A 20,053-nucleotide genomic window follows, 5' to 3' on the forward strand; every position below is an offset into this window, starting at 1 on the left:
ACCCGATGGTGTGGAGGACCGTCACCTGCGGCCGATGATCTCGTTACGGCGTGGTCGCGGCGGCCGTCGTCGTGGTGGTCGTCGGAGCCGCGGTGGTCGTCGGCGGCTGCGTGGTGGTCGTCGTCTGGACCGTGGTCGTGATCACCGGCGGCGCAGTGGTGGTCGTCGGCTGGGGCTGCGGCCCCGGCTCGTCCACCACGGTGGTCGTGGTGGTGCCGTCCGGCCTGGTCACCGTGGTCACGCGGGTGCGGCGCGAGGTGGTGGTGGTCGTGGTGGCCTCGGTCGTCGTGGTGGTCGACTCCGCGGTGGTGGTCAGGCTGACCGAGGAGGACGACGACGTGCGCGGGGCCGTGGTGAGGGTGCTGCGGGACACGACGTCCTCGCGCGGCAGCTGGTTGGCCGGTGCGGCGTCCGGTGACGCGCCCGCCAGGGACGCGATGGTGGCGAAGATCGTCGACACGGCGACACCGGACGCGGCCAGCAGCACGTGGGGCGACACGCGCGGGCGGGTGCGCTCGGGCTCCGGGGTCTCGTACAACGGTTCTCCCAAGGTCTGTCGGACGTCTGCTCTACCAGCCGAAGTTCTGGGTCCAGTACCAGCCGCGGGTGTCCAGGCCCACGCCGATGGTGGTGAACCCGCAGTTCAGGATGTTGCGGCGGTGCCCGTCGGAGTTCATCCAGGCCTTCATGACCTGCTCGGCGGAGCGCTGGCCCATGGCGATGTTCTCCCCGCCGGGGTTCGGGTAGCCCGCGGTGCGCATGCGCTGCGCGAAGTCGACGCCCTCCGGCGTGGTGTGCGAGAAGTAGTCGCGCTGCGCCATGTCGGTGCTGTGGCCCTGCGCGGCCCTGAGCACCCGTTCGTCCACCTTGAGCGGCTTGCAGCCGGCGAGGTCGCGGGCCTCGTTCACCAGGGCGACGACCTGCTCCGCCTGCGGCAGGTCGGCGGGCGTGGTGGTCGTCGTGGTGACGGGGGACGGCTCGGACGTCGTCGTGGTCGTCGTCTCCGTCGTCGTGGTGGTCTCGCCGGTGGTGGTCGTCGTCGCGGTGGTGGTCCGGCTGGACGGTGACGTCTCCGCGGTGGTCGGCACGACCTCCGGCGCACGGCTCTGCGCCGGCCCGCCCACGCCCCCGACCCCGCCGACGCCGGTGTTGTCGGAACCGGCGCGCTGTGCTGCGCTTTCCCCGACGAACGGGGCGAGCTGCTCCGGGTTGGCGAAGGCGACGCCGGTCGCACCGGCCGCGCCGAGGAGCAGGCCGACGAGTGCGCCGATCACGGATCGGTTACCGCGCCGTGCTGTCACGGTCGCGCACCGTACCACTAATGGGTGAAATGACAGGATGGCTCTTGTGGCTGGAGTAGAGCGGGCCGTGCGCCTGACCGCCTGGGTGCGGGGGCGCGTGCAGGGTGTCGGTTTTCGGTGGTGGACCCGAGCCAGGGCACTTGAGCTGGGCCTTGTCGGTTCGGCGTCCAACCTGCGTGACGGTCGGGTCGAGGTGAACGCCGAAGGTCCGGAATCCTCGTGCCGCGCCCTGCTGACTGCGCTGCGTTCGGGTGACACCCCCGGTCAGGTGGACTCGATCGTGGAGCGCTGGTCGGAGGCGCGCGGCGGTCTCACCGGTTTCGTGGAGCGTTGAACGCCGAGTGGCCCGGTGGCGTAGTACATCGATGTGGACCGTGGCGAAGATGTCGTCAGGCAGCTGTACGGCCGTTGGCGCGGCCCGCTGCACGGCTACGTCCTGCGCATGGTCGGCGGTGACCACCAGCAGGCCGAGGACGTCGTCCAGGAGACGCTGCTGCGGGCCTGGCGGCACGTCGACGAGCTGACCCCCGCCGACGCGGGGCCGTGGCTCTACACCGTGGCCCGGAACCTGGTCATCTCCGGCTTCCGCAAGCGCGGCGGCCGCAACAGCGAGGTGCCGATCGAACCGGGCGACCTGCCCCCGGTGGCCGACGAGGTCGAGCACGTCCTGCAGAGCTGGCAGGTCGCGGAGGCGTTGCGCGCGTTGAGCGCCGACCACCGCAACGTGGTGGTCGAGCTGTACTACCGGCGGCGTTCGGTGGCGGAGGCGGCGGTGGTGCTGGGCATCCCGCCCGGCACGGTCAAGTCGCGCTGCTTCTACGCCCTGCGCGCGCTGCGCGACGCGTTGGAGGAGCGGGGGGTCACGCAGTCATGAGTTGTGGCCGGACCGTGGCGCTCGGCGCCTACCTGCTCGGTTCGCTCGACCCGGCGGAGCGGTCGTCGTTCGAGCGGCACGTCGACGGGTGCGCCGCCTGCCGGCGGGAGATGGTGCGGTTGGCGCCGCTGCCCGGGCTGCTGGGCCAGGTGCGGCTGTCGGACCTGGAGCTGCCGTTCGACGACCCCGCGCCCGACCCCGACCTGCGGCCGCTGCCACCCGCGCCGGAGCCCGTGCCCGAGCCGGTGCCGACCCGCCGACGGAGGTGGCCGGTCCTGCTCGGTGCCGGTGTGCTGGTCGTGCTCGTGGCGCTGGGCGCGGTGGTCGTGCCGCACCTGGTCCCCGACGACGCCGTGACGTGGCACGCCGCCGACGCGTCGTCCGGCGTGGTGGCCAGCGCGGACCTGGTCCGCAGGTCGTGGGGCACCGAGCTGTGGGTGAGCACGGAGAACGTGCCGAGGGGCACGAGGTGCAAGCTGATCGTCCACGACCGGGCCGGGCGGACCGAGGTCGGCGGCTGGTGGGGCACCGACCACGCGGCGGACGAGCGCATCCCCGGCTCCACGTCGTTCCCGGTGGAGGACATCGAACGGCTCGACGTCGTGGTCGACATGACGGTCCTGGTCTCGGTGCGGCCGTGATCGCGCTGGTCAGCGTGCCGACGACGGGTGCGGGGACCGCACGGGTACGCTGCCCGGCGTGCACCTCAAGAGCCTGACGCTGAAGGGCTTCAAGTCCTTCGCCTCGGCTACCACGCTGCGCTTCGAGCCGGGCATCACGTGCGTCGTCGGTCCGAACGGGTCCGGCAAGTCGAACGTGCTCGACGCGCTGCGCTGGGTGATGGGCACGCAGGGTGCGAAGGACCTGCGCGGCGGCAAGATGGAGGACGTCATCTTCGCCGGCACCTCCGGCCGCGCGCCGCTGGGCCGCGCCGAGGTGACGCTGACCATCGACAACTCCGACGGCGCGCTGCCGATCGACTACGTCGAGGTGTCGATCACCCGCCGGATGTTCCGCGAGGGCGCCACCGAGTACGAGATCAACGGCAACTCGTGCCGGCTGATGGACATCCAGGAGCTGCTCAGCGACTCCGGCATCGGCCGCGAGATGCACGTGATCGTGGGCCAGGGCCAGCTCGCCGCGATCCTGGAGTCCAAGCCCGAGGAGCGGCGCGCGTTCGTCGAGGAGGCCGCGGGCGTCCTCAAGCACCGCAAGCGCAAGGAGAAGGCGCTGCGGAAGCTGGAGGCGATGCAGGCGAACCTGACCCGCCTCACCGACCTCACCGCCGAGCTGCGCCGCCAGCTCAAGCCGCTGGGCAAGCAGGCCGAGATCGCCCGGCGCGCGCAGGTGGTGCAGTCCGAGCTGCGCGACGCCCGGATGCGCCTGCTGGCCGACGACCTGGTGACGCAGCGCGAGGCGTTGGCGCGCGAGGAGCAGGACGAGGCCGCCGCCCGCGCCCGCCGCGCCGAGGTGGAGAAGTCGCTGCAGCAGGCGCAGGTGCAGCAGAACGAGCTGGAGGACCAGGTCGCGGCGGACGCGCCGAAGCTCCAGCAGGCCCAGGACACCTGGTACCGGCTGTCGGCGCTGGAGGAGCGGCTGCGCGGCACGGTCCGGTTGGCCGTGGAACGGGAGCGGCACCTGTCGGCGGCGGTGGACGCGCCGCGCGGCGGCCGTGACCCCGACGAGCTGGAGGCCGAGGCCGAGCAGACCGCGATGCTGGAGCAGGAGCTCCAGGACGGCGTGACCGAGGCGCGCGTCGGGCTGGCCGAGGCCGTGGAGACCCGCGCCGAGCTGGAGCGCATGGTGTCCGCGGCGGAGAAGGCGCACCTGGCCGCGGTGCGGGCGATCGCCGACCGGCGCGAGGGACTGGCCCGGCTGTCCGGCCAGGTGGAGGCGCTGCGGTCGAAGACGAGCGCGACCGCCGAGGAGATCGAGCGGATGTCGGTCGCGCTGGCCGAGGCGGTCGAGCGGTCCGAGGTCGTGCAGCAGGAGCTGGCCGAGGCCCGTGAGGTGACCGGGACCGAGGACGAGGACGACGTCGGGCTGGACGAGCGGCACCGGCTGGCCGTCGAGGCGGACGACGCCGCGCGCCGCCGGGTCGAGGAGCTGGTCAAGGCCGAGCGGACGGCCGAGCGCGACATCGCGTCGTGGAAGGCGCGGGTCGACGCGCTGTCGTTGGGCTTGACCCGCAAGGACGGCGCGGGCGCGTTGCTGGCGTCGAGGTTGCCGGGGCTGCTGGGTTCGGTGGCCGCGTTGCTGACCGTGGAGCCGGGCGCGGAGGTCGCGCTGGCGGCGGCCCTGGGCCCGATCGCGGACGCGGTCGCGGTGGCGTCGGGCGCGGACGCGGTCGCGGCGCTGGAGCTGTTGAAGGAGCAGGACACCGGCCGGGCGGGCGTGCTGGTGGGCGGCGCGCCGGTGACCGTCGACCGGTCCGGGTGGCCGTCGCTGCCGGCGGACGCGCGCTGGGCCGTGGACCTGGTGCAGGCGCCGGAGCCGCTGCGGCCCGCGCTGCACCGGGCGTTGGACGCGGTCGTCGTGGTGGACTCGCTGGCCACCGCGCGGAGCCTGGTGGACGAGCACCCGTCGGTGCGCGCGGTGACCCGCGACGGCGACGTGCTGGGCGCGGACTGGGCGGTCGGCGGGTCCGGGCGCAGCCAGAGCGTGATCGAGGTCCAGGCCGCGGTGGACGAGGCGTCGGAGGAACTGGCGCTGGCGGAGCGCGCGCTGGAGCGGTCCGCGGCGGCTCTCGAAGGCGCACGGGCCGAGCAGCAGGCGCGGCGGGCCGAGGTCGCCGCGGTGAAGGAGCAGCTCAACGAGGCCAAGGTGCGGCGCGCCCGGTCGTCGGAACGGCTCAACCGGCTGGCCGCGGCGGTGCGCTCGGCCGAGGCCGAGGTGGACCGGGCGCGGGCGCAGCGGGAGAAGGTCGAGGCGGCCCGCGAGGAGAACCTGCTCAAGCTGGCCGAGCTGGAAGAACGCCTGCTGGTGGCGCAGGAGCAGCCGCTGGACGACGAGCCGGACACCGCGCACCGCGACGAGATGGCCGCCGAGCTGGCCGCCGCCCGGCAGGGCGAGGTGGACGCCCGGCTGGCGCTGCGGACCGCCGAGGAACGGGCCCGCGCGTTGCAGGGCAAGGCGGAGGGGTTGCGGCGGGCGGCGCGGGCCGAGCGCGAGGCGCGGGAACGTGCGCAGCGCGCGCACGCGGCCCGTGCCCGCGGTGCCGTCGTGGCGAAGGCCGTGGTGCGCGGCGGTGAGCTCGCGCTGGAGAGGATCGCCGCGTCGTTGGCGCGGGCGGCACGCGAGCGCGACGCGGCGCAGGAGCGGAAGTCGCAGCGCGAGACGTTCCTGGCGCAGGTGCGCAACCTGGTCCGCGAGATGTCGGTGGAGCTGGAGAAGCTGACCGACGCCGTGCACCGCGACGAGGTGCTGCGGGCCGAGCAGCGGATGCGCATCGAGCAGCTGGAGACCAAGGTCGCCGAGGAGTTCGGCATCGGCCTGGAGGACCTGGTCGCCGAGTACGGCCCGGACGTGTTCATCCCGCCGTCGCCGCAGGAGGTCGCCGAGTACGAGGCGGCCAAGGAGCGCGGCGAGCCGGTGACGGCGCCGCAGCCGATGCCCTACGACCGGGACACGCAGGCGCGGCGGGCCAAGCGGGCCGAGCGGGACCTGTCGCTGCTGGGGAAGGTCAACCCGCTGGCGCTGGAGGAGTTCGCGGCGCTGGAGGAGCGGTACAAGTTCCTGTCCAACCAGCTGGAGGACATCAAGGCGACCCGGCGCGACCTGCTGACCGTGGTGAAGGAGGTCGACGACAAGATCCTGGAGGTCTTCACGTCGGCCTACGAGGACGTCGCCCGCGAGTTCGAGGTCGTGTTCAAGGTGCTGTTCCCCGGTGGCGAGGGGCGGCTCGTGCTGACCGAGCCGGACGACATGCTGACCACCGGCATCGAGTTGGAGGCCCGGCCGCCGGGCAAGAAGGTCAAGCGGCTGTCGTTGCTGTCCGGTGGCGAGAAGTCCCTGGCCGCCGTGGCCATGCTGGTCGCCATCTTCCGCGCCCGCCCGTCGCCGTTCTACGTGATGGACGAGGTCGAGGCGGCGTTGGACGACACCAACCTGCACCGGCTCATCGGCCTGTTCGAGCAGTTGCGGGAGCACTCGCAGCTGCTGATCATCACGCACCAGAAGCCGACCATGGAGATCGCGGACGCGCTGTACGGCGTGTCGATGCGGGGTGACGGCATCAGCCAGGTGATCTCGCAGCGACTGCGCGGCGAGGACAAGCCGAAGCGCGCCAAGGCCGCCGTGCCCGCCCCGGCCGCCGCCGCCCCGGCCGTTCCCGAGACCGGCGGCGACCCGGAGCCGTCCGCCTAGGACCTCAGCGGTCGTCGAGGCGCTTGGCCTCCTCCGGCGTGGGCGCGGTGCCGCCCAGGTGCGCCGGTTGCCACCACCGGCCCTCGCCCGACTCCGGGTACCGGGCCTGGGCGTCGTCCAGCAGCTCCTGCATCCGCTCGCGCAGCGCGGCGTCCGTGGTCGGCTCGATCGGCTCGCCGACGATGATCGTGATCGGCACGTGGCGCTGGGTCAGCGACTTCGGCCTGCCCTTCGTCCACAGCCGTTGCGTGCCCCACACCGCGGTCGGCAGCAGCGGCACGCCGGCCTCGGCGGCCAGCCGCACGGCACCGCTCTTCACGTCCTTGACCGTGAACGACCGGCTGATCGTGGCCTCCGGGAAGATCCCGACGACCTCCCCGGACCGCAGCGCGTCCAGGGCCTGCTGGTAGGACGCCTGCCCGGCGGCCCGGTCCACCGGGATGTGGTGCATCCCGCGCATGAGCGGGCCGGACACGCGGTGCCGGAACACCTCGTGCTTGGCCATGAACCGGACCAGCCTGCGCGCGGGCAGCGCGCCGTAACCGGCGAAGATGAAATCGAGGTAGGAGACGTGGTTCGAGGCCAGCACGGCCCCGCCGGTGGTCGGCACGTGCTCCGCGCCCTCCACGGTGATCCGCATGTCGAGCACGCGGAACATCAGCTTGGCCGCGGCGATCACCGGCGGGTACACGCGATCTGGCATGAACCCCAGCGTACGTTACTCGTCGGTAGTGCGATCGTGCTCGCGCACCACGCGCGGAACGCCCGCCAGGTCCTCCTCATTGCACAGCAGCTTCAGGGCGTAATACGGCGAACCCTTGGTGTCGTCGTAGTCCAGGTGGACCGCGATCACGTCGACCGCTTCACCGAGCCACTCCTGCGTCTGCCGCAGCCAGGAGGCTGCGCGCTCCAACGCGTTGGGCAGGTCGTCGTCACGGAACTCGACCGGCCGATAGGGGACCTCCTGCACCTGGTCCCGCTGGTTGGCAGGCATCGGTAGGTCTACCGCCACCCCGCTGTCGTTGAGTTCGAGTTGGATCGTTTCCTCGCTCACCCTCCCAGGGTTCCCCAACGCGAAACGCGCGGCAAGAGATGTCGGTCATCCGAGGCTGACCGGCAACTCGGCCAAACCGCTGACCAGGACCCTCCGCCAGGCCAGCTCCTCGACCGGACGCGCCGCCCGCAGCCGGGGGAACCGCGCCAGCAGCACGCCCAGCGCCTCCTGCAACTCGATGCGCGCCAACTGGGCCCCGAGGCAGAAGTGCGGCCCGATGCCGAGCGCGAGGTGCTGGTTGGGCGTGCGCGCGAGGTCCAACGAGTCCGGCGACTCGAACGCGCGCGGGTCGCGGTTGGCCGAGCCTATGGCGGCCATCACACCCTCGCCCGCCCGGACGACGACACCCGCCACCTCGACGTCCTCCAGCGCCACCCGCAGCTGCCCGACCTCGCTGAGCCTTGTGAACCGCATCAGCTCCTCCACCGCGCCGGGCAGCAGTGACCGATCACCCACCAGGCGGTCCCACTGCGACCGCTCGCGCAGCAGGGTGGCGACGAAGCTGGTGATCTGGTTGGCCGACGTCTCGTGCCCCGCGACCAGCAGGTTCAACGCGAACGCGACCAGCTCGTCGTGCGTCAGCGGCGTCGCGCACAGCTCGTCGAGCAGGTCGCCGGGCCGCGGGTCGCGCCGCTTCGCCGCGACCAGCCCGCCCATGTACTCCAGCAGGCTCGCCATCGCCGCCTCGACGCGCGGCTGCTCGGACATCTCCAGGCTGTAGGCGAGCTCGACCCACTCGCGGAACCGCTCGCGGTCGTCGTACGGCACGCCCAGCAGCGTGCAGATGACCTGGATCGGCAGCGGCAGCGCGTACACCTGCCGCAGGTCCGCGCCGTCCACCACGTCGTCCGCCAACCGCTCGCACAGCTCCCGCACCCACGGCCGGGTTGCCGAGATCCGCCGGTGCGAGAACGCGCCGGACACCAGCTTGCGCAGCCGGGTGTGCTCGGGCGGGTCGGTGGTCGGCAGGGTGCCGGGCAGCGGCCGGGACACGCCGACGCGCGGCGCGCCCGCCGCCACCACGCCCGCCCGGGAGAACCGGGGGTCGGCCAGCACCAGCTTCACGTCGTCGTAGCGCGTGACCAACCACACCTGCGCGCCCGCGAGCGTGCGGACCCGGACCACCGGCCGCTCCTCCCTCAGCCGCGCCCACGTGGGCGACGGGTCGAACGCGAAGGCGTCGGCGAAGGGGATGTCCAGGACGTCGTCCGTCATGCCCCCGACGCTAGGAGTCCGGGGGAGCGCGGTGCCAGCGCCATCCGGTGCGCTTCGGCGGGCCGTCGAGCGCGACGCGGACGTTCGCCCAGAGCGGAGCGCGCCACGGGCAGTCCGCGCGTGGGCGGCGGTCCACGCACGTCCCGTCCGGCCGCCACCGAAAACTCCCTCGCGTTCACCGACCTCGCGGGCGACCATTCCAGACATGTACGACATCCGTCCCGCCGCCCAGGACGACCTGGACGCCGTGCTCGCGTTGGTGCTGCGGCTGCAGGCCGACGACGCGCACCACATCGGCTACCTCGGCGAGACGCTCGGTGACATCTCCGCGGAGCTGGCCGAGTTCGAGCCCGACTGGGCCTCGTGCACGCTGGTCGCCACCGACGACTCGGGTTGGGTCTGCGGCGCGCTCAGCGTCGAGGTCGACCCCGAGTCCCACCGCGCCTACCTGCACGGTCCGTTCGTCGACGTGCCGGTCAACCACCCGGCGGGCAGCCGGATCTGGGACCAGACCGCCGACGCCCTCTACGCCGCCGCGGCGCCGCTGCTCGACGGCGTCACCGACCGCGAGCTGCTGGGCCACACCGGGCACCGGCGGCTGGCCGCGTTCGCCGAACGGCACCGCTTCGCCGCCGCACGCGCGTGCGGCATCCACGTCCTCGACGGCGACGGCCTGCGCGGCCTGCTGCTGCGCGAGGCGAGCTGCCCCCGGACCGGGCCGGCCCGCGAGATGCGGGTCCTGCCGACCGACCCGGCCGTGCACGAGGCGGTGGCCGTGCTGCACGAGCGGTGCTTCCCCAAGACCCACCTGTCCGGGCGCAGGCTCGTGGACGGCAGCCGGGACCACACCGTGGTGGTCGCCATGGACGGCGACCGGGTCCTCGGCTACGCCTCGGGCAAGGCCGAACCGGGCGAGTTCTACCTCGACTTCGTGGCCGTGGAACCGGACGTGCGGGGGCAGGGCGTCGGCGGGGCGCTGGTCACCGAGCTGGTCTGGAAGCTCGCCGAGAAGTCCGGGGCACGACCCCAGGCCGCCGCCGCGATACTGGCCGGCAACCGCTCCTCCCAACGGCTCTTCGACCGGCTCGGCTTCCGGCTCCACCTCGAACTGGTGGCCTACCGCGCCAACGCCGCCTGACCGCGTTACGCCGCCTTGGCCGACACCGCGTCGTCCTGCACGTCCGGCGGCTGGTAGCCCTTGTGCCGCAACGACATCAACCCGCCGACGACCAGCGTGACCACCACACCCAGCACCGTGTACCACGGGTAGGCCAGGGACACGATCTTCTGGGCCGGCGCGGCCGGTGAGAAGTCGATCGCCAGGCTCGCGTCCGGACCGACGAACTTCACGCCCAGGATCACGAAGGCCATCACGACCACCGTGACGGCGAACGCCACGATCGCGTCGAGTTCCTTGGCCTTGCGGAACACCAGGCCGAGCAGGAACGCGCCGAGCAGCGCGCCGTAGGTGAACCCGGCGATCGACAGGCCCTGCTCGACGATCGGGTTGCCGCGCCGGGTCAGCGTGGCGAACAGCCCGGCGCACACGATCAGCAGGCCGGCCCACACCACCGTCCAGATCCGACCCTGCTTGAACACCTCGGCCTCGCTCATCGGCCGCCGCACCACGCGCTGCACGACGTCCGTGACGGTCGAGGACGCCAGCGCGCCCAACGACGACGACAGCGCCGCCGCCAGGATGCCCGCGATCACGAACCCGGACAGCCCGGACGGCATGTCGTTGACGATGAAGTTGGCGAACAGCTCGTCGTTGTTGTTGAGCCCGAGGTCCTTGACCGGGTTGGCCGCCTCGTAGAACGCCCACAGCATCACGCCGATGAACAGGAACAGCGCGAACTGGAGGAACACCACCACACCGCTGGCGATCAGCGCCTTCTGCGCCGAGCGCACGTCCTTCGTGGCCATCAGCCGCTGCACGATCAACTGGTCCGCGCCGTGCGAGGCCATGGACAGCACCGCGCCGCCGACGAACGCGACGACGATCGCGTACGGCGAGGTGAGCGGGCTGGCGCTGAAGTCGAGGACCTGGAACTTGCCCGCCTCGGCGGCACCCGCGAACCACCCGTCGGGCAGCTTGCCGTTGAGCACCAGGATCACCGCGAACGCGCCGACGACGTACCAGAGCATCTGGATCGCGTCGACCCACACCACGGCCCGCACGCCGCCGAGGAAGCTGTAGACGACCATCGCGACGCCCAGCGCCGCCACGATCACCCAGTACGACACGTCCACGCCGTACGCGACGAGCACGACCTTGATCGGGATGGCGGTGGCGAACAGCCGCAGGCCGTCCGCGAGCAGCCGCGTGACGAGGAACGTCACCGACGCCGTGCTCCGGATGTTGCGCCCGAACCGCTTGCCGAGGAACCCGTACGCGGTGATCAGCTCGCCCGCGATGTACTTCGGCAGCAGCACGAACGACACCACGATCCGGCCGATCAGGTAGCCGATGGCCAGCGACAGGAACGTCATCGTGCCCAGGTAGGCGACCGTCGGCACGCTCAGCACGGTGAGCGTGGACGTCTCCGCCGACACCACGGACACGCACACGACCCACCACGAGATGCGGCGCTCGCTGACGAAGTAGTCGGTGGCGGAGCGCTGCCGCCCGGCGATCCACACGCCCAGCAGCGGCATGCCCACCAGGAACAGCACGATGATGCCGACGTCAAGTGCGCGCATGGCCTCTCCCATCTTCCCGGCACCGTTGGCCTGACTGCCTCTCACGGCGGCCGATCGTCAATCCCGTCACGGCGGTGATCACGGGCTCGGGCAGGCGCAGCGGGTAGCGGCCGGGGGTGATCGACCCCAGCGGGCGCGGACCGGCGGCACCGGTGGCGGACGGCACGTTCGCGGGCAGGCCGTGCCAGGTCAGGAAGCCCAGCAGGGCGGCGAGGTACGCCTCCTTGCCCGCGGCGGGCAGTCCCAGTTCGTCGCTGGTGCGCAGGTCCACGCGGCGGCTCAGCGATTCGACCAGCGCGGGGTTGCGCATGCCGCCGCCCGAGCCGATCACGGTGCCCTCGCACTCGGCGGCGATCGTGCGCGCGGTCAGCTCGGTGAGCGTGGCCAGCAGGTCTTCGGCGGGCATCGTGAGGCCCTCGGTGACGCGGTCCAGGTAGGCGCTGTTGAAGTGCTCCTTGCCGGTGGACTTCGGTGCGGGCAGCGCGTAGTACGGGTCGGCCAGCAGGCGGTCGAGCAGGTCCGCGCGCACCCGGCCGCGGCGGGCGAACTCGCCGTCGGTGTCCTGGTTGCGCAGCCCGCCGGACAGCACGGTCATCGCGGCGTCCATGAGCGCGTTGCCCGGTCCGGTGTCGTAGGCGACCACACCTCCGGGTGAGACCTTGGTGACGTTGGCGATGCCGCCGATGTTCAGCGCGGTGGCCGGTCCGTCGAAGTCGGCCAGCCAGAGGGCGTCCAGCGTGCTCGCCAGCGGCGCGCCGTGACCACCCGCGGCGACGTCGCGGACCCGCAGGTCGGCCACCACCGGCAGGCCGGTGGCTTCGGCTATCCACGCGGGCTGGCCGAGCTGGAGCGTGCCCAAGCAGCGGCCGTCCTCGACCCAGTGGTGCACGGTCTGGCCGAGCGACGAGACCAGGTCACCCCGGTAGCGGGAGGCGACCTCGGCGAACGCCCGGCCGAGCCGGGTGTCGAGCGCGCACAGCTCGGCCGCGCTGGTCGGTGGCCTGCGCAGGTCCTCGGGGAACGGGTGCTCGGCGTGCTCCACGGGGGTCAGCACGACGGTCCGGCCGTCGATGGACAGGTCGGCCACGGCCACGTCGATGGCGTCCATCGACGTGCCGGAGATGAGCCCGATCACCCTCACGCCCTGTGGTCTATTCCACACTGAACGCCTGCGCAAGAGTGTTCGTTGGAAAGTTGCCGGAAATCAATCTGGTTCGTCGATCGTCAACATTGGGTGGCGTGCGAGGATTGCGCCGTGTCCACCACGTCCCTGATCTGGATCATCGTCGTCGTCGCGGCACTGCTCGCGGTCGCCCTCGTGACGGGCGTCGTGCTGGCGCGACGCCGGCGGATCAGCCTCACCGAGCCCGAGCAGGACAAGCCCGCCAAGGGGTACCAGGCCGGTGGTGCGATCACGTTCAACGCGCCCGCGCCGCCGGTGGCCGAACCGACCAGACCGGCCGAGCCGGTGGAGCGCGCCGGGGCGTCACCCGCTCCGGCGCCGGTCGAACCCGTCGAGCACCCGGTCGCGGACCGCACCGAGGTCGACGGGCAGCCGGGCGTCGGCGACGACGCGGCCGTGCCGCGCGACTCGGTCAAGCGCGGGTTCGTCGAGGTCGACCTGCCCGAGGAAGCCTCCGAGATCGAGGAGATCGAGCCGACCTCCGGGCGGTTGGAGCGGCTGCGCGGGCGGCTGTCGCGGTCGCGCTCGACGTTCGGGCAGGGCCTGCTGGGGCTGCTCGGCGCGGGTGACCTCGACGAGGACTCGTGGACCGACATCGAGGACACGTTGCTGATGGCCGACCTGGGTGCGGCGATCACGGACCAGATCGTCGCGGCGCTGCGGGAGCAGATCGTGGCGCGCGGTGTGCGCACGTCCGACGACGCGCGGGCGTTGCTGCGGGACGTGCTGGTCGACGCGCTGCACCCGGAGATGGCCCGCGCGGTGAACGCGCTGCCGCACGTCAACGGCTCCGGCGGCGTGAAGCCGGCCGTCGTGCTGGTGGTCGGGGTGAACGGCGTCGGCAAGACCACGACGACGGGCAAGCTGGCGCGCGTGCTGGTGGCCGACGGCCGGACCGTGCTGCTGGGTGCGGCGGACACGTTCCGCGCGGCGGCGGCCGACCAGTTGGAGACGTGGGGCTCGCGGGTCGGCGCGTCGACCGTGCGCGGTGCCGAGGGCGCCGACCCGGCGTCGGTGGCGTTCGAGGCGGTGAAGCAGGGCGTCGCGGCCGGCGTGGACACCGTGCTGATCGACACCGCGGGCCGGCTGCACACCAAGACCGGCCTGATGGACGAGCTGGGCAAGGTCAAGCGCGTGGTGGAGAAGCAGGCGGAGGTGGACGAGGTGCTCCTCGTGCTCGACGCCACCACCGGGCAGAACGGCCTGACCCAGGCGCGGGTGTTCGCCGAGGTCGTCGACGTGACCGGCATCGTGCTGACCAAGCTGGACGGCACCGCCAAGGGCGGCATCGTGTTCCAGGTCCAACGCGAGCTGGGCGTCCCCGTGAAGCTGGTCGGCCTGGGCGAGGGCGCCGACCACCTGGCCCCCTTCGAACCGACCGCCTTCGTCGACGCCCTCCTCTCCTGACCCGAGAGTCGAACGCTCAGGTCCCGAGAGTCGAACCTTCAGGACCCCCGAATTCAACGCTCAGGTACGCACTCGTGTGACCTGGACGTGGAACTCGGGGGTCCTGAGCGTTCGACACGCGGGACCTGAGCGTTCGACTCACGCGGGGGTGGAGGTGGTGAGGCGGGTGGCGGTGGCGAGGACGGCGGGGACGATGCGGGACAGCGAGTCCGTGGTCAGGCGGCTGTCCGGGCCCGACACGGAGATGGCGGCCAGGGTCGGCGCGCCGTGCAGCGGCACGGCGACGCAGCGGACGCCCAGCTCCTGCTCGCTCTCGTCGAGGGCGTAACCCCGCTCGGCGATCCGGTCCAGTGACGCCACGAACTCGTCCGGGTCGGTGATGGTGTTCGGGGTGTAGGCGGGCATGCCCGTGCGGGCCAGCAGGGCGCGCACCTCGTCGCGCGGCAGCTGGGACAGCATCGCCTTGCCCACGCCCGTGCCGTGCGGCAGCAGCCGGCGACCCACCTCGGTGAACATCCGCATCGAGTGCCGTGACGGCACCTGCGCCACGTACACCACCTCGTCACCGTCCAGCACGGCCAGGTTCGCGGTCTCCTCCACCTGGTCCACCAACCGCGCCAGGAACGGTCGCGCCCACGTGCCGAACTGCCGCGACGCGCTCTCGCCGAGCCGGATCAGCCGGGACCCGAGCGTGTAGCGGCGGTTGCTGTTCTGCCGCACGTACCCCAGCGTGACGAGGGTGCGGATCAGCCGGTGGATGGTCGGCAGCGGCAGCCCGGAGACGGCGGCCAGCTCGGACAGGCTCGCCTCGCCACCCGCGTCGGCCAGGCGTTCGAGCAGGTCGAAGGCGCGTTGGAGCGACTGGACGCCGCCCGTGGACTCCCGTGCCACCGACACCACTCCTTCGTTGCCGTTCCGTCTGGTGAAAACTATAGTCCGCGAAGTAGAAAACCGACTCGGAACGAGGTGGGCTTCCATGTCCGGTGTTCGCGTCCTCGGGGGCGAAGTGGAACGCGGCGACGAGATCCTCACGCCGGACGCGCTGGAGTTCGTGGCGGGCCTGCACCGCGACTTCGCCGCCACCCGGGACGACCTGGTCGCCCGACGCGCGCACCGCCGCCCGCTCGGCTTCCTGCCCGGGACGCGAGCGGTGCGCGACGGCGACTGGCGGGTCGCCGAAGCGCCCGAGCCGCTGCGCGACCGGCGGGTGGAGATCACCGGGCCCACCGAGCGCAAGATGACGATCAACGCGCTGAACTCGGGCGCGAAGGTGTGGCTGGCCGACCTGGAGGACGCCAACACCCCGCACTGGCGCAACGTCGTCTCCGGTCAGGTCAACCTCTATGACGCGGCCCGCGGCACGATCGAGCACACCTCCCCGGAGGGCAAGCGCTACGCCCTGCGCGACGACGTGGCCCGCCCGGCGATCGTGGTCCGGCCGCGCGGCTGGCACCTGCCCGAGCGGCACCTCGAGATCGACGGCAAGCCCGCCGTGGGCGCGTTGGTCGACTTCGGCCTGCACTTCTTCCACAACGCCGAGCTGGGCCGGCCCTACTACTACCTGCCGAAGATGGAGAGCCACCTCGAAGCGCGGCTCTGGAACGACGTCTTCACCGCGGCGCAGCAACGGCTCGGCGTGCCGCACGGCACGATCCGCGCGACGGTGCTGATCGAGACGATCCCGGCCGCGTTCGAGATGGACGAGATCCTCTACGAGCTGCGCGACCACGCGTCCGGCCTGAACGCGGGCCGCTGGGACTACCTGTTCAGCATCATCAAGTACTTCCGCGACGCGGGTCCGGACGCCGTGCTGCCCGACCGCAACGCCATCACGATGACCGTGCCGTTCATGCGCGCCTACACCGAGCTCTTGGTGCGCACGTGCCACAAGCGCGGCGCGTTCGCGATCGGCGGCATGGCCGCGTTCATCCCCAACCGGCGCGACCCCGAGGTGACCCGCAACGCGCTGGCGAAGGTGCGTGACGACAAGCGCCGCGAGGCGGGCGACGGCTTCGACGGCTCCTGGGTGGCACACCCGGACCTGGTGCCGGTGTGCGCCGAGATCTTCGACCAGAAGCTCTGGGACAAGCCCAACCAGCTCGACGAGTTGCGGCCGGAGGTGTCCGTCACGGCGGAGCAGTTGCTGGACTTCACGTCGGCGGGCGGCGGCGCGACCCGGGCGGGTGTGGAGTCGGCGGTGGACGTCGGCGTGCGGTACCTGCTGTCGTGGTTGGGAGGCAACGGCGCGGCGGCCATCCACAACCTGATGGAGGACGCCGCGACCGCCGAGATCTCCCGGTCGCAGCTGTGGCAGTGGGTGCACAACGGCGTCGTGCTGGAGGATGGCACGCCGGTCACCGCCGAACTGGTGCGCGGAGTGCTGGCGCAGGTGCGGGAGGAGCTGGACGGCGAGCACCTGGACCTGGCCGTGGAGCTGTTCGAGCAGGTCGCGCTCGCCGACGAGTTCGTGGACTTCCTGACCCTGCCCGCCTACGAGCGGATCGGCTGACGTGCCGCGGACGTCGTTGTCGGCCGAGGCGGTGCGGGCGGTCACCGCGCGGCTGTCCGATGTGGAGCTGCGCGCGCCGGAGGGCCGCCAGCCCGTGCACACGTGCTACGTGCCGGCCGACCGCGTGAGCGCGTCCACGCCCGCCGCGTGGGGCGCGCAAGCGCTTGCGGCACTGGCCGAGCACGCGCCGGACGGCCTGGGTGACGTGCTCGGCCTCGCGCCGGAGGTCGCGCGGGCCGTGGACGAGCGGGTGCGGGCGAAGCTGGCCGCCGAACCCGTGGAGGACCTGCGGATCGACTTCGAGGACGGCTACGGCGTCCGGTCCGACGCGGAGGAGGACGGTGACGCCGAACGCACCGCGCTGGTGGTGCGGGACTGGCTGCGCGACGGCACCGCACCGCCGCGGTTCGGGCTGCGGATGAAGTCGTTCGACACCAGGGCCCTGCGGGAGCGCGGCATCCGGACGCTGGACGTGTTCCTCACCGCGCTGGGCGGGGCGCCCGGGGGTTTCGTGATCACGTTCCCGAAGGTCACGTCGGTCGCGCAGGTCGAGGTGCTGGGTGACGTGCTGGACCTGTTCGGGCTGCCGCTGCGGTTCGAGATCCAGGTGGAGACGACGCGGTCGATCGTGGACACCGAGGGCAGGCTGGCGCTGCCGCGGTTCATCGAGGCGGGCCGCGGCCGGGTGACGGGGCTGCACTTCGGCACGTACGACTACACGGCGGGCTGCGGCCTGGGCGCGGCGCACCAGCACCTCGCGCACGGCGCGTGCGACTTCGCCCGCAACGTCATGCAGGTGTCCGCGGCGGGCACGGGCGTCGCGCTGTCCGACGGTTCCACGAACGTGCTGCCGGTGGGCGAGGACGTGCACGGGGGTTGGCGCACGCACTACCGGCTGGTGCGGCGGTCGTTGGCGCACGGCTTCCACCAGGGCTGGGACCTGCACCCGGCGCAGCTCGTGACGCGGTACGCGGCCGTGCACGCGTTCCACCTCGAAGGCGTGGAGGCCGACGCCCGCCGGCTGCGGGCGTACGCGTCGCGGGCGGGCGGTTCCGTGCTGGACGAGCCCGCGACGGCCCAGGCGTTGTCGATGTCGTTCCTGCGCGCCTTGGACTGCGGTGCCCTGGACGAGGATGAAATCGGCCGTGCGACGGGACTCACCGTGACCGAATTGCGGGCTCTAGCCAGAAGAGAGTGATCTTGGCATCGCTTGATGGGGTGATTCTCGGATCAGCGAAAGGCCGAAACCGGCGGCACCGGCCAGTGTGTGTTCATGACCATGCGGGCCGGGTTGTGGACCGGGCTGCCGGACTTGGAGCGGGCCGAGTTCCGCTACCAGGTGGTGGCGTGCGCGGCGGACGTGGACGTGCTCATCGCCGCCTTGGCGCGGCCCGAGTGCAATGACGGGATGCTGGAGCACTTCGCCCGCGCGCCCGACGCGGAAGGGGAGAGCGACCACAACCTCGTGCTCGCCGTGCGCGGCCGGTGGGGCTACCTCAACTACGTGGACGACGAGTTCACCGGCTGGCCGAAGGGCGAGCCGGACGCGCCGTACGTGGACGAGACGTACACCGACTTCCCGCCGGGCGTGGGCGTGCCGCTGACGACGTACCGGGAGATCCTGCTGGAGTTCATGTTCACCGCCCGCCGGCCGACGATCGTGGACTGGTACGAGGAGGCCGACCTGTTCCACGCGTGGCGGCTGCAACGCATGGCGCTGCACAAGAAGTGACCGCTCAGAACGTCGGCAGCGAGTACCAGGCGGAACCGGCGTCCTCCGCGTCGTCGCGCAGCACGGAGCCCTCGATCAGCCCGTACGGCCGGTCGGCGGCGTAGAACACCTCGTTGTCGTTCTCCAGCCCGAACGGCGACAGGTCCACCGCGAAGTGGTGCTTGTTCGGCATCGACAGCCGCACCTCCGCCACCTCCGGCCGGGCCCGCAGCACCGCCTCGCCCATCGCGTACAGGGTCTGCTGCAACGACAGGCTGTGCTTGGCCGCGAACGTCGCCAGCAGCAGCCGCCGGATCTCGGTGAAGCTCGCCGCCCAGTCGATGTCGGAGCCCTGGTAGCGCCACCGCGCCGTGACCGACGTGGCCAGGATGCGGTCGTCGGTCTCCTGCAGCGTCGTGTACTCGTCGCGCGGGAAGCCGTGGAACTCCGAACCCGTCGACTTGAGCACGACCACGTCCTGCACGCCCGACACCACCCACGCGCGTTCACCGTCGACCGTCACGGCGGTCGTGCGCTTCTCGTTGCCCCCCTGGACGAACGAGTGGTCGTGGCCCTCGATCCGCTGCCAGGAGTGCTCGTCGACGAGCACTCGCGCGCCCGTGATCGCCTCCTGCGTCGAGACGAAGTGGCGGCCCAGTCGCAGCGCGAAGTCCTCGATCTCGCCGACCGGCGCCTGCTTGGCGAACGCGTACACGGTGTTCTTCTGCGTGTCGGTCGCCAGCACCTTCGAGTTGTCGCCGGTCAGGTGGGTGTCCGCCAGGTCGCCGCGCAACGAGGTGCTGACCGTGAGGTCCTTGATCGCGTGCACGGCGCCGTCGCGGGTGACGGTGACGAGGCGGTTCTCCGCCTTCCCGTACTGGTTGGGCCCCAGGACGATGGCCATCGGTCAGCTCCCTCGGTAGGTCGTGAACGCGAACGGGCTCAGCAGGATCGGCACGTGCAGGTGCGGCGGGTCGCCGGTGACCCGGAACGCGACGGTGACCTCCGGGTAGAACGGCGTGTCGACCTCGAACACCAGCCGGTGCACGCCGGGCGCCAGGTCCCGCGCGAACCGCAGCCGGCCGTCGTCGTCGGTGACGCCCTCGGCCAGCACCTCGCCGTCGCGCTCCAACCGGACCGGGACGGCGACGCGCGGGCGGCCCGCCTCGGCGTCCAGCACGTGGGTGGACAGCGTCGTCATGCCAGCACCTTCCTCAACCTCAGCGCCGCGATCCCGGCCAGCTCCCGGTTGACCACGCGCAGCTCCACGTCCGGCGGGTTGGCCATCCGGGACGTGACGTCGGCCAGCACCCGCTCGCCGCTCATCCCCGTCGCGCACACCAGGTAGATGTGCCCGAACCGGTCCTCGTAGGCGGCGTTGGCGGCGTGCAGCCGGTCGGCGAGCGACGTGTCGACACCGGACTGCTCGTCGGCCGACCACTTCGCCGACACCCCGCTGCCCGCGGCCCGCTCGCCGATGCGGGGGTGGCCCGCGATGGCGGCGCGCACCTCGTCGTCGGTCAGCTCGGCGTGGCGGTCGGAGGCGGCGAGCAGCTCGTCCACGTCGGCGTAGGGCCGGCCGGCCAGCAGCGCGTCGACCCAGCGGGGCACGGCGAGGCATGCGGTGAGCAGGGGCCGGAGCTCGGCCGGGGGCGCGGAGTTGAACCCTTCCAGATCGGGCACCGAGGCTCCCTTTTCTGTATCGCGGAATCCCATTTCCGCAAGGAGGGA

The 20,053-nt window shown here is 72.1% G+C and carries 20 protein-coding genes; 9 read left to right on the forward strand and 11 right to left on the reverse strand.

What is annotated here, in order from left to right; genetic code table 11:
• Positions 1–43: 43 nt before the first annotated feature.
• Complete coding sequence (locus FHX81_RS28510) at positions 44–538, reverse strand: hypothetical protein (protein WP_141981108.1); 495 nt, start codon at positions 536–538, stop codon at positions 44–46.
• Positions 539–569: 31 nt separating this feature from the next.
• Positions 570–1,274 carry a CAP domain-containing protein gene (locus tag FHX81_RS28515; protein WP_246108010.1) on the reverse strand — a complete coding sequence of 235 codons (705 nt, stop codon included), beginning with the start codon at positions 1,272–1,274 and terminating at the stop codon, positions 570–572.
• A 64-nt stretch (positions 1,275–1,338) separates the two neighbouring features.
• Here FHX81_RS28515 and FHX81_RS28520 point away from each other — a divergent pair, with 64 nt between their 5' ends.
• From FHX81_RS28520 to smc, 4 genes are read left to right on the forward strand one after another with little or no spacing between them, the layout of a single operon-like run.
• Positions 1,339–1,635 (forward strand): acylphosphatase, encoded by a 297-nt coding sequence (locus FHX81_RS28520; protein ID WP_141981110.1) that lies wholly within the window; start codon positions 1,339–1,341, stop codon positions 1,633–1,635.
• 33 nt (positions 1,636–1,668) lie between these two features.
• Entirely contained in the window at positions 1,669–2,175 is a 507-nt protein-coding gene (locus FHX81_RS28525) for a sigma-70 family RNA polymerase sigma factor (RefSeq protein WP_141981111.1), read from the forward strand.
• On the forward strand, positions 2,172–2,816 hold the full coding sequence (locus FHX81_RS28530; RefSeq protein WP_141981112.1) for an anti-sigma factor family protein: 645 nt from the start codon (positions 2,172–2,174) through the stop codon (positions 2,814–2,816). Before FHX81_RS28525 ends, FHX81_RS28530 begins: the two co-directional genes overlap by 4 nt.
• 58 nt (positions 2,817–2,874) lie before the next feature.
• On the forward strand, positions 2,875–6,540 hold the full coding sequence (smc, locus tag FHX81_RS28535; protein ID WP_141981113.1) for a chromosome segregation protein SMC: 3,666 nt from the start codon (positions 2,875–2,877) through the stop codon (positions 6,538–6,540).
• A gap of 4 nt (positions 6,541–6,544) precedes the next feature.
• Here the strand turns inward: smc and FHX81_RS28540 are convergent, their stop codons facing one another.
• Genes FHX81_RS28540 through FHX81_RS28550 form a run of 3 tightly spaced genes read right to left on the reverse strand, consistent with a single transcriptional unit; the run spans position 6,545 to position 8,809 of the window.
• Complete coding sequence (locus FHX81_RS28540; RefSeq protein WP_141981114.1) at positions 6,545–7,243, reverse strand: lysophospholipid acyltransferase family protein; 699 nt, start codon at positions 7,241–7,243, stop codon at positions 6,545–6,547.
• Between the two features lie 15 nt (positions 7,244–7,258).
• Entirely contained in the window at positions 7,259–7,594 is a 336-nt protein-coding gene (locus FHX81_RS28545) for a hypothetical protein (RefSeq protein WP_141981115.1), read from the reverse strand.
• Between the two features lie 45 nt (positions 7,595–7,639).
• Positions 7,640–8,809 carry a cytochrome P450 gene (locus FHX81_RS28550; RefSeq protein WP_141981116.1) on the reverse strand — a complete coding sequence of 390 codons (1,170 nt, stop codon included), beginning with the start codon at positions 8,807–8,809 and terminating at the stop codon, positions 7,640–7,642.
• Between the two features lie 205 nt (positions 8,810–9,014).
• Here FHX81_RS28550 and FHX81_RS28555 point away from each other — a divergent pair, with 205 nt between their 5' ends.
• Positions 9,015–9,947, forward strand: coding sequence for a GNAT family N-acetyltransferase (locus FHX81_RS28555; protein ID WP_141981117.1), 933 nt, complete (start codon positions 9,015–9,017; stop codon positions 9,945–9,947).
• 5 nt (positions 9,948–9,952) lie between these two features.
• On the opposite strand, the gene FHX81_RS28560 is transcribed toward FHX81_RS28555, so the two are convergent.
• Positions 9,953–11,512, reverse strand: coding sequence for a sodium:solute symporter (locus FHX81_RS28560; RefSeq protein ID WP_141981118.1), 1,560 nt, complete (start codon positions 11,510–11,512; stop codon positions 9,953–9,955).
• A complete protein-coding gene (locus FHX81_RS28565) occupies positions 11,499–12,653 on the reverse strand; it encodes an anhydro-N-acetylmuramic acid kinase (protein ID WP_141981119.1) in 1,155 nt (384 codons plus the stop codon). The genes FHX81_RS28560 and FHX81_RS28565 overlap by 14 nt, the downstream gene beginning before the upstream one ends.
• A 114-nt stretch (positions 12,654–12,767) precedes the next feature.
• Between FHX81_RS28565 and ftsY the strand changes: the two genes are divergently transcribed.
• Positions 12,768–14,102, forward strand: coding sequence for a signal recognition particle-docking protein FtsY (gene ftsY, locus FHX81_RS28570; RefSeq protein ID WP_141981120.1), 1,335 nt, complete (start codon positions 12,768–12,770; stop codon positions 14,100–14,102).
• A gap of 138 nt (positions 14,103–14,240) precedes the next feature.
• On the opposite strand, the gene FHX81_RS28575 is transcribed toward ftsY, so the two are convergent.
• Entirely contained in the window at positions 14,241–14,993 is a 753-nt protein-coding gene (locus tag FHX81_RS28575; RefSeq protein WP_141981121.1) for an IclR family transcriptional regulator, read from the reverse strand.
• 85 nt (positions 14,994–15,078) lie between these two features.
• Here FHX81_RS28575 and aceB point away from each other — a divergent pair, with 85 nt between their 5' ends.
• The 3 genes from aceB (at position 15,079) to FHX81_RS28590 (ending at position 18,343) form a co-directional block, all read left to right on the forward strand.
• Positions 15,079–16,611: a malate synthase A gene (aceB, locus tag FHX81_RS28580; protein WP_141981122.1), complete on the forward strand. Its 1,533-nt coding sequence runs from the start codon at positions 15,079–15,081 to the stop codon at positions 16,609–16,611.
• A 1-nt stretch (position 16,612) separates the two neighbouring features.
• On the forward strand, positions 16,613–17,809 hold the full coding sequence (locus FHX81_RS28585) for a DUF6986 family protein (protein WP_141981123.1): 1,197 nt from the start codon (positions 16,613–16,615) through the stop codon (positions 17,807–17,809).
• 75 nt (positions 17,810–17,884) lie between these two features.
• On the forward strand, positions 17,885–18,343 hold the full coding sequence (locus FHX81_RS28590; protein WP_141981124.1) for an Imm1 family immunity protein: 459 nt from the start codon (positions 17,885–17,887) through the stop codon (positions 18,341–18,343).
• Between the two features lie 4 nt (positions 18,344–18,347).
• Here FHX81_RS28590 and pucL read toward each other — a convergent pair whose 3' ends face one another.
• From pucL to uraD, 3 genes are read right to left on the reverse strand one after another with little or no spacing between them, the layout of a single operon-like run.
• The gene (gene pucL / locus FHX81_RS28595; RefSeq protein WP_141981125.1) at positions 18,348–19,226 is read right to left on the reverse strand and encodes a factor-independent urate hydroxylase; all 879 of its coding nucleotides are present in this window, start codon (positions 19,224–19,226) and stop codon (positions 18,348–18,350) included.
• Between the two features lie 3 nt (positions 19,227–19,229).
• Positions 19,230–19,523, reverse strand: coding sequence for a hydroxyisourate hydrolase (locus FHX81_RS28600; RefSeq protein ID WP_141981126.1), 294 nt, complete (start codon positions 19,521–19,523; stop codon positions 19,230–19,232).
• Positions 19,520–20,005, reverse strand: coding sequence for a 2-oxo-4-hydroxy-4-carboxy-5-ureidoimidazoline decarboxylase (gene uraD / locus FHX81_RS28605; protein ID WP_246108011.1), 486 nt, complete (start codon positions 20,003–20,005; stop codon positions 19,520–19,522). The genes FHX81_RS28600 and uraD overlap by 4 nt, the downstream gene beginning before the upstream one ends.
• Between the last annotated feature and the right edge of the window lie 48 nt (positions 20,006–20,053).

It is taken from the genome of Saccharothrix saharensis (assembly GCF_006716745.1).
GTDB lineage: Bacteria > Actinomycetota > Actinomycetes > Mycobacteriales > Pseudonocardiaceae > Actinosynnema > Actinosynnema saharense.

What these genes read in the sequence shown, in the direction of transcription:
- FHX81_RS28520 (WP_141981110.1), top strand. Translation starts at nt 1,339, where the DNA reads ATGGCTCTTGTGGCTGGAGTAGAGCGGGCCGTGCGCCTGACCGCCTGG.
- FHX81_RS28530 (WP_141981112.1), top strand. Translation starts at nt 2,172, where the DNA reads ATGAGTTGTGGCCGGACCGTGGCGCTCGGCGCCTACCTGCTCGGTTCG.
- FHX81_RS28540 (WP_141981114.1), bottom strand. Translation starts at nt 7,243, where the DNA reads ATGCCAGATCGCGTGTACCCGCCGGTGATCGCCGCGGCCAAGCTGATG.
- FHX81_RS28550 (WP_141981116.1), bottom strand. Translation starts at nt 8,809, where the DNA reads ATGACGGACGACGTCCTGGACATCCCCTTCGCCGACGCCTTCGCGTTC.
- FHX81_RS28555 (WP_141981117.1), top strand. Translation starts at nt 9,015, where the DNA reads ATGTACGACATCCGTCCCGCCGCCCAGGACGACCTGGACGCCGTGCTC.
- FHX81_RS28560 (WP_141981118.1), bottom strand. Translation starts at nt 11,512, where the DNA reads ATGCGCGCACTTGACGTCGGCATCATCGTGCTGTTCCTGGTGGGCATG.
- aceB (WP_141981122.1), top strand. Translation starts at nt 15,079, where the DNA reads ATGTCCGGTGTTCGCGTCCTCGGGGGCGAAGTGGAACGCGGCGACGAG.
- FHX81_RS28590 (WP_141981124.1), top strand. Translation starts at nt 17,885, where the DNA reads ATGACCATGCGGGCCGGGTTGTGGACCGGGCTGCCGGACTTGGAGCGG.
- pucL (WP_141981125.1), bottom strand. Translation starts at nt 19,226, where the DNA reads ATGGCCATCGTCCTGGGGCCCAACCAGTACGGGAAGGCGGAGAACCGC.
- FHX81_RS28600 (WP_141981126.1), bottom strand. Translation starts at nt 19,523, where the DNA reads ATGACGACGCTGTCCACCCACGTGCTGGACGCCGAGGCGGGCCGCCCG.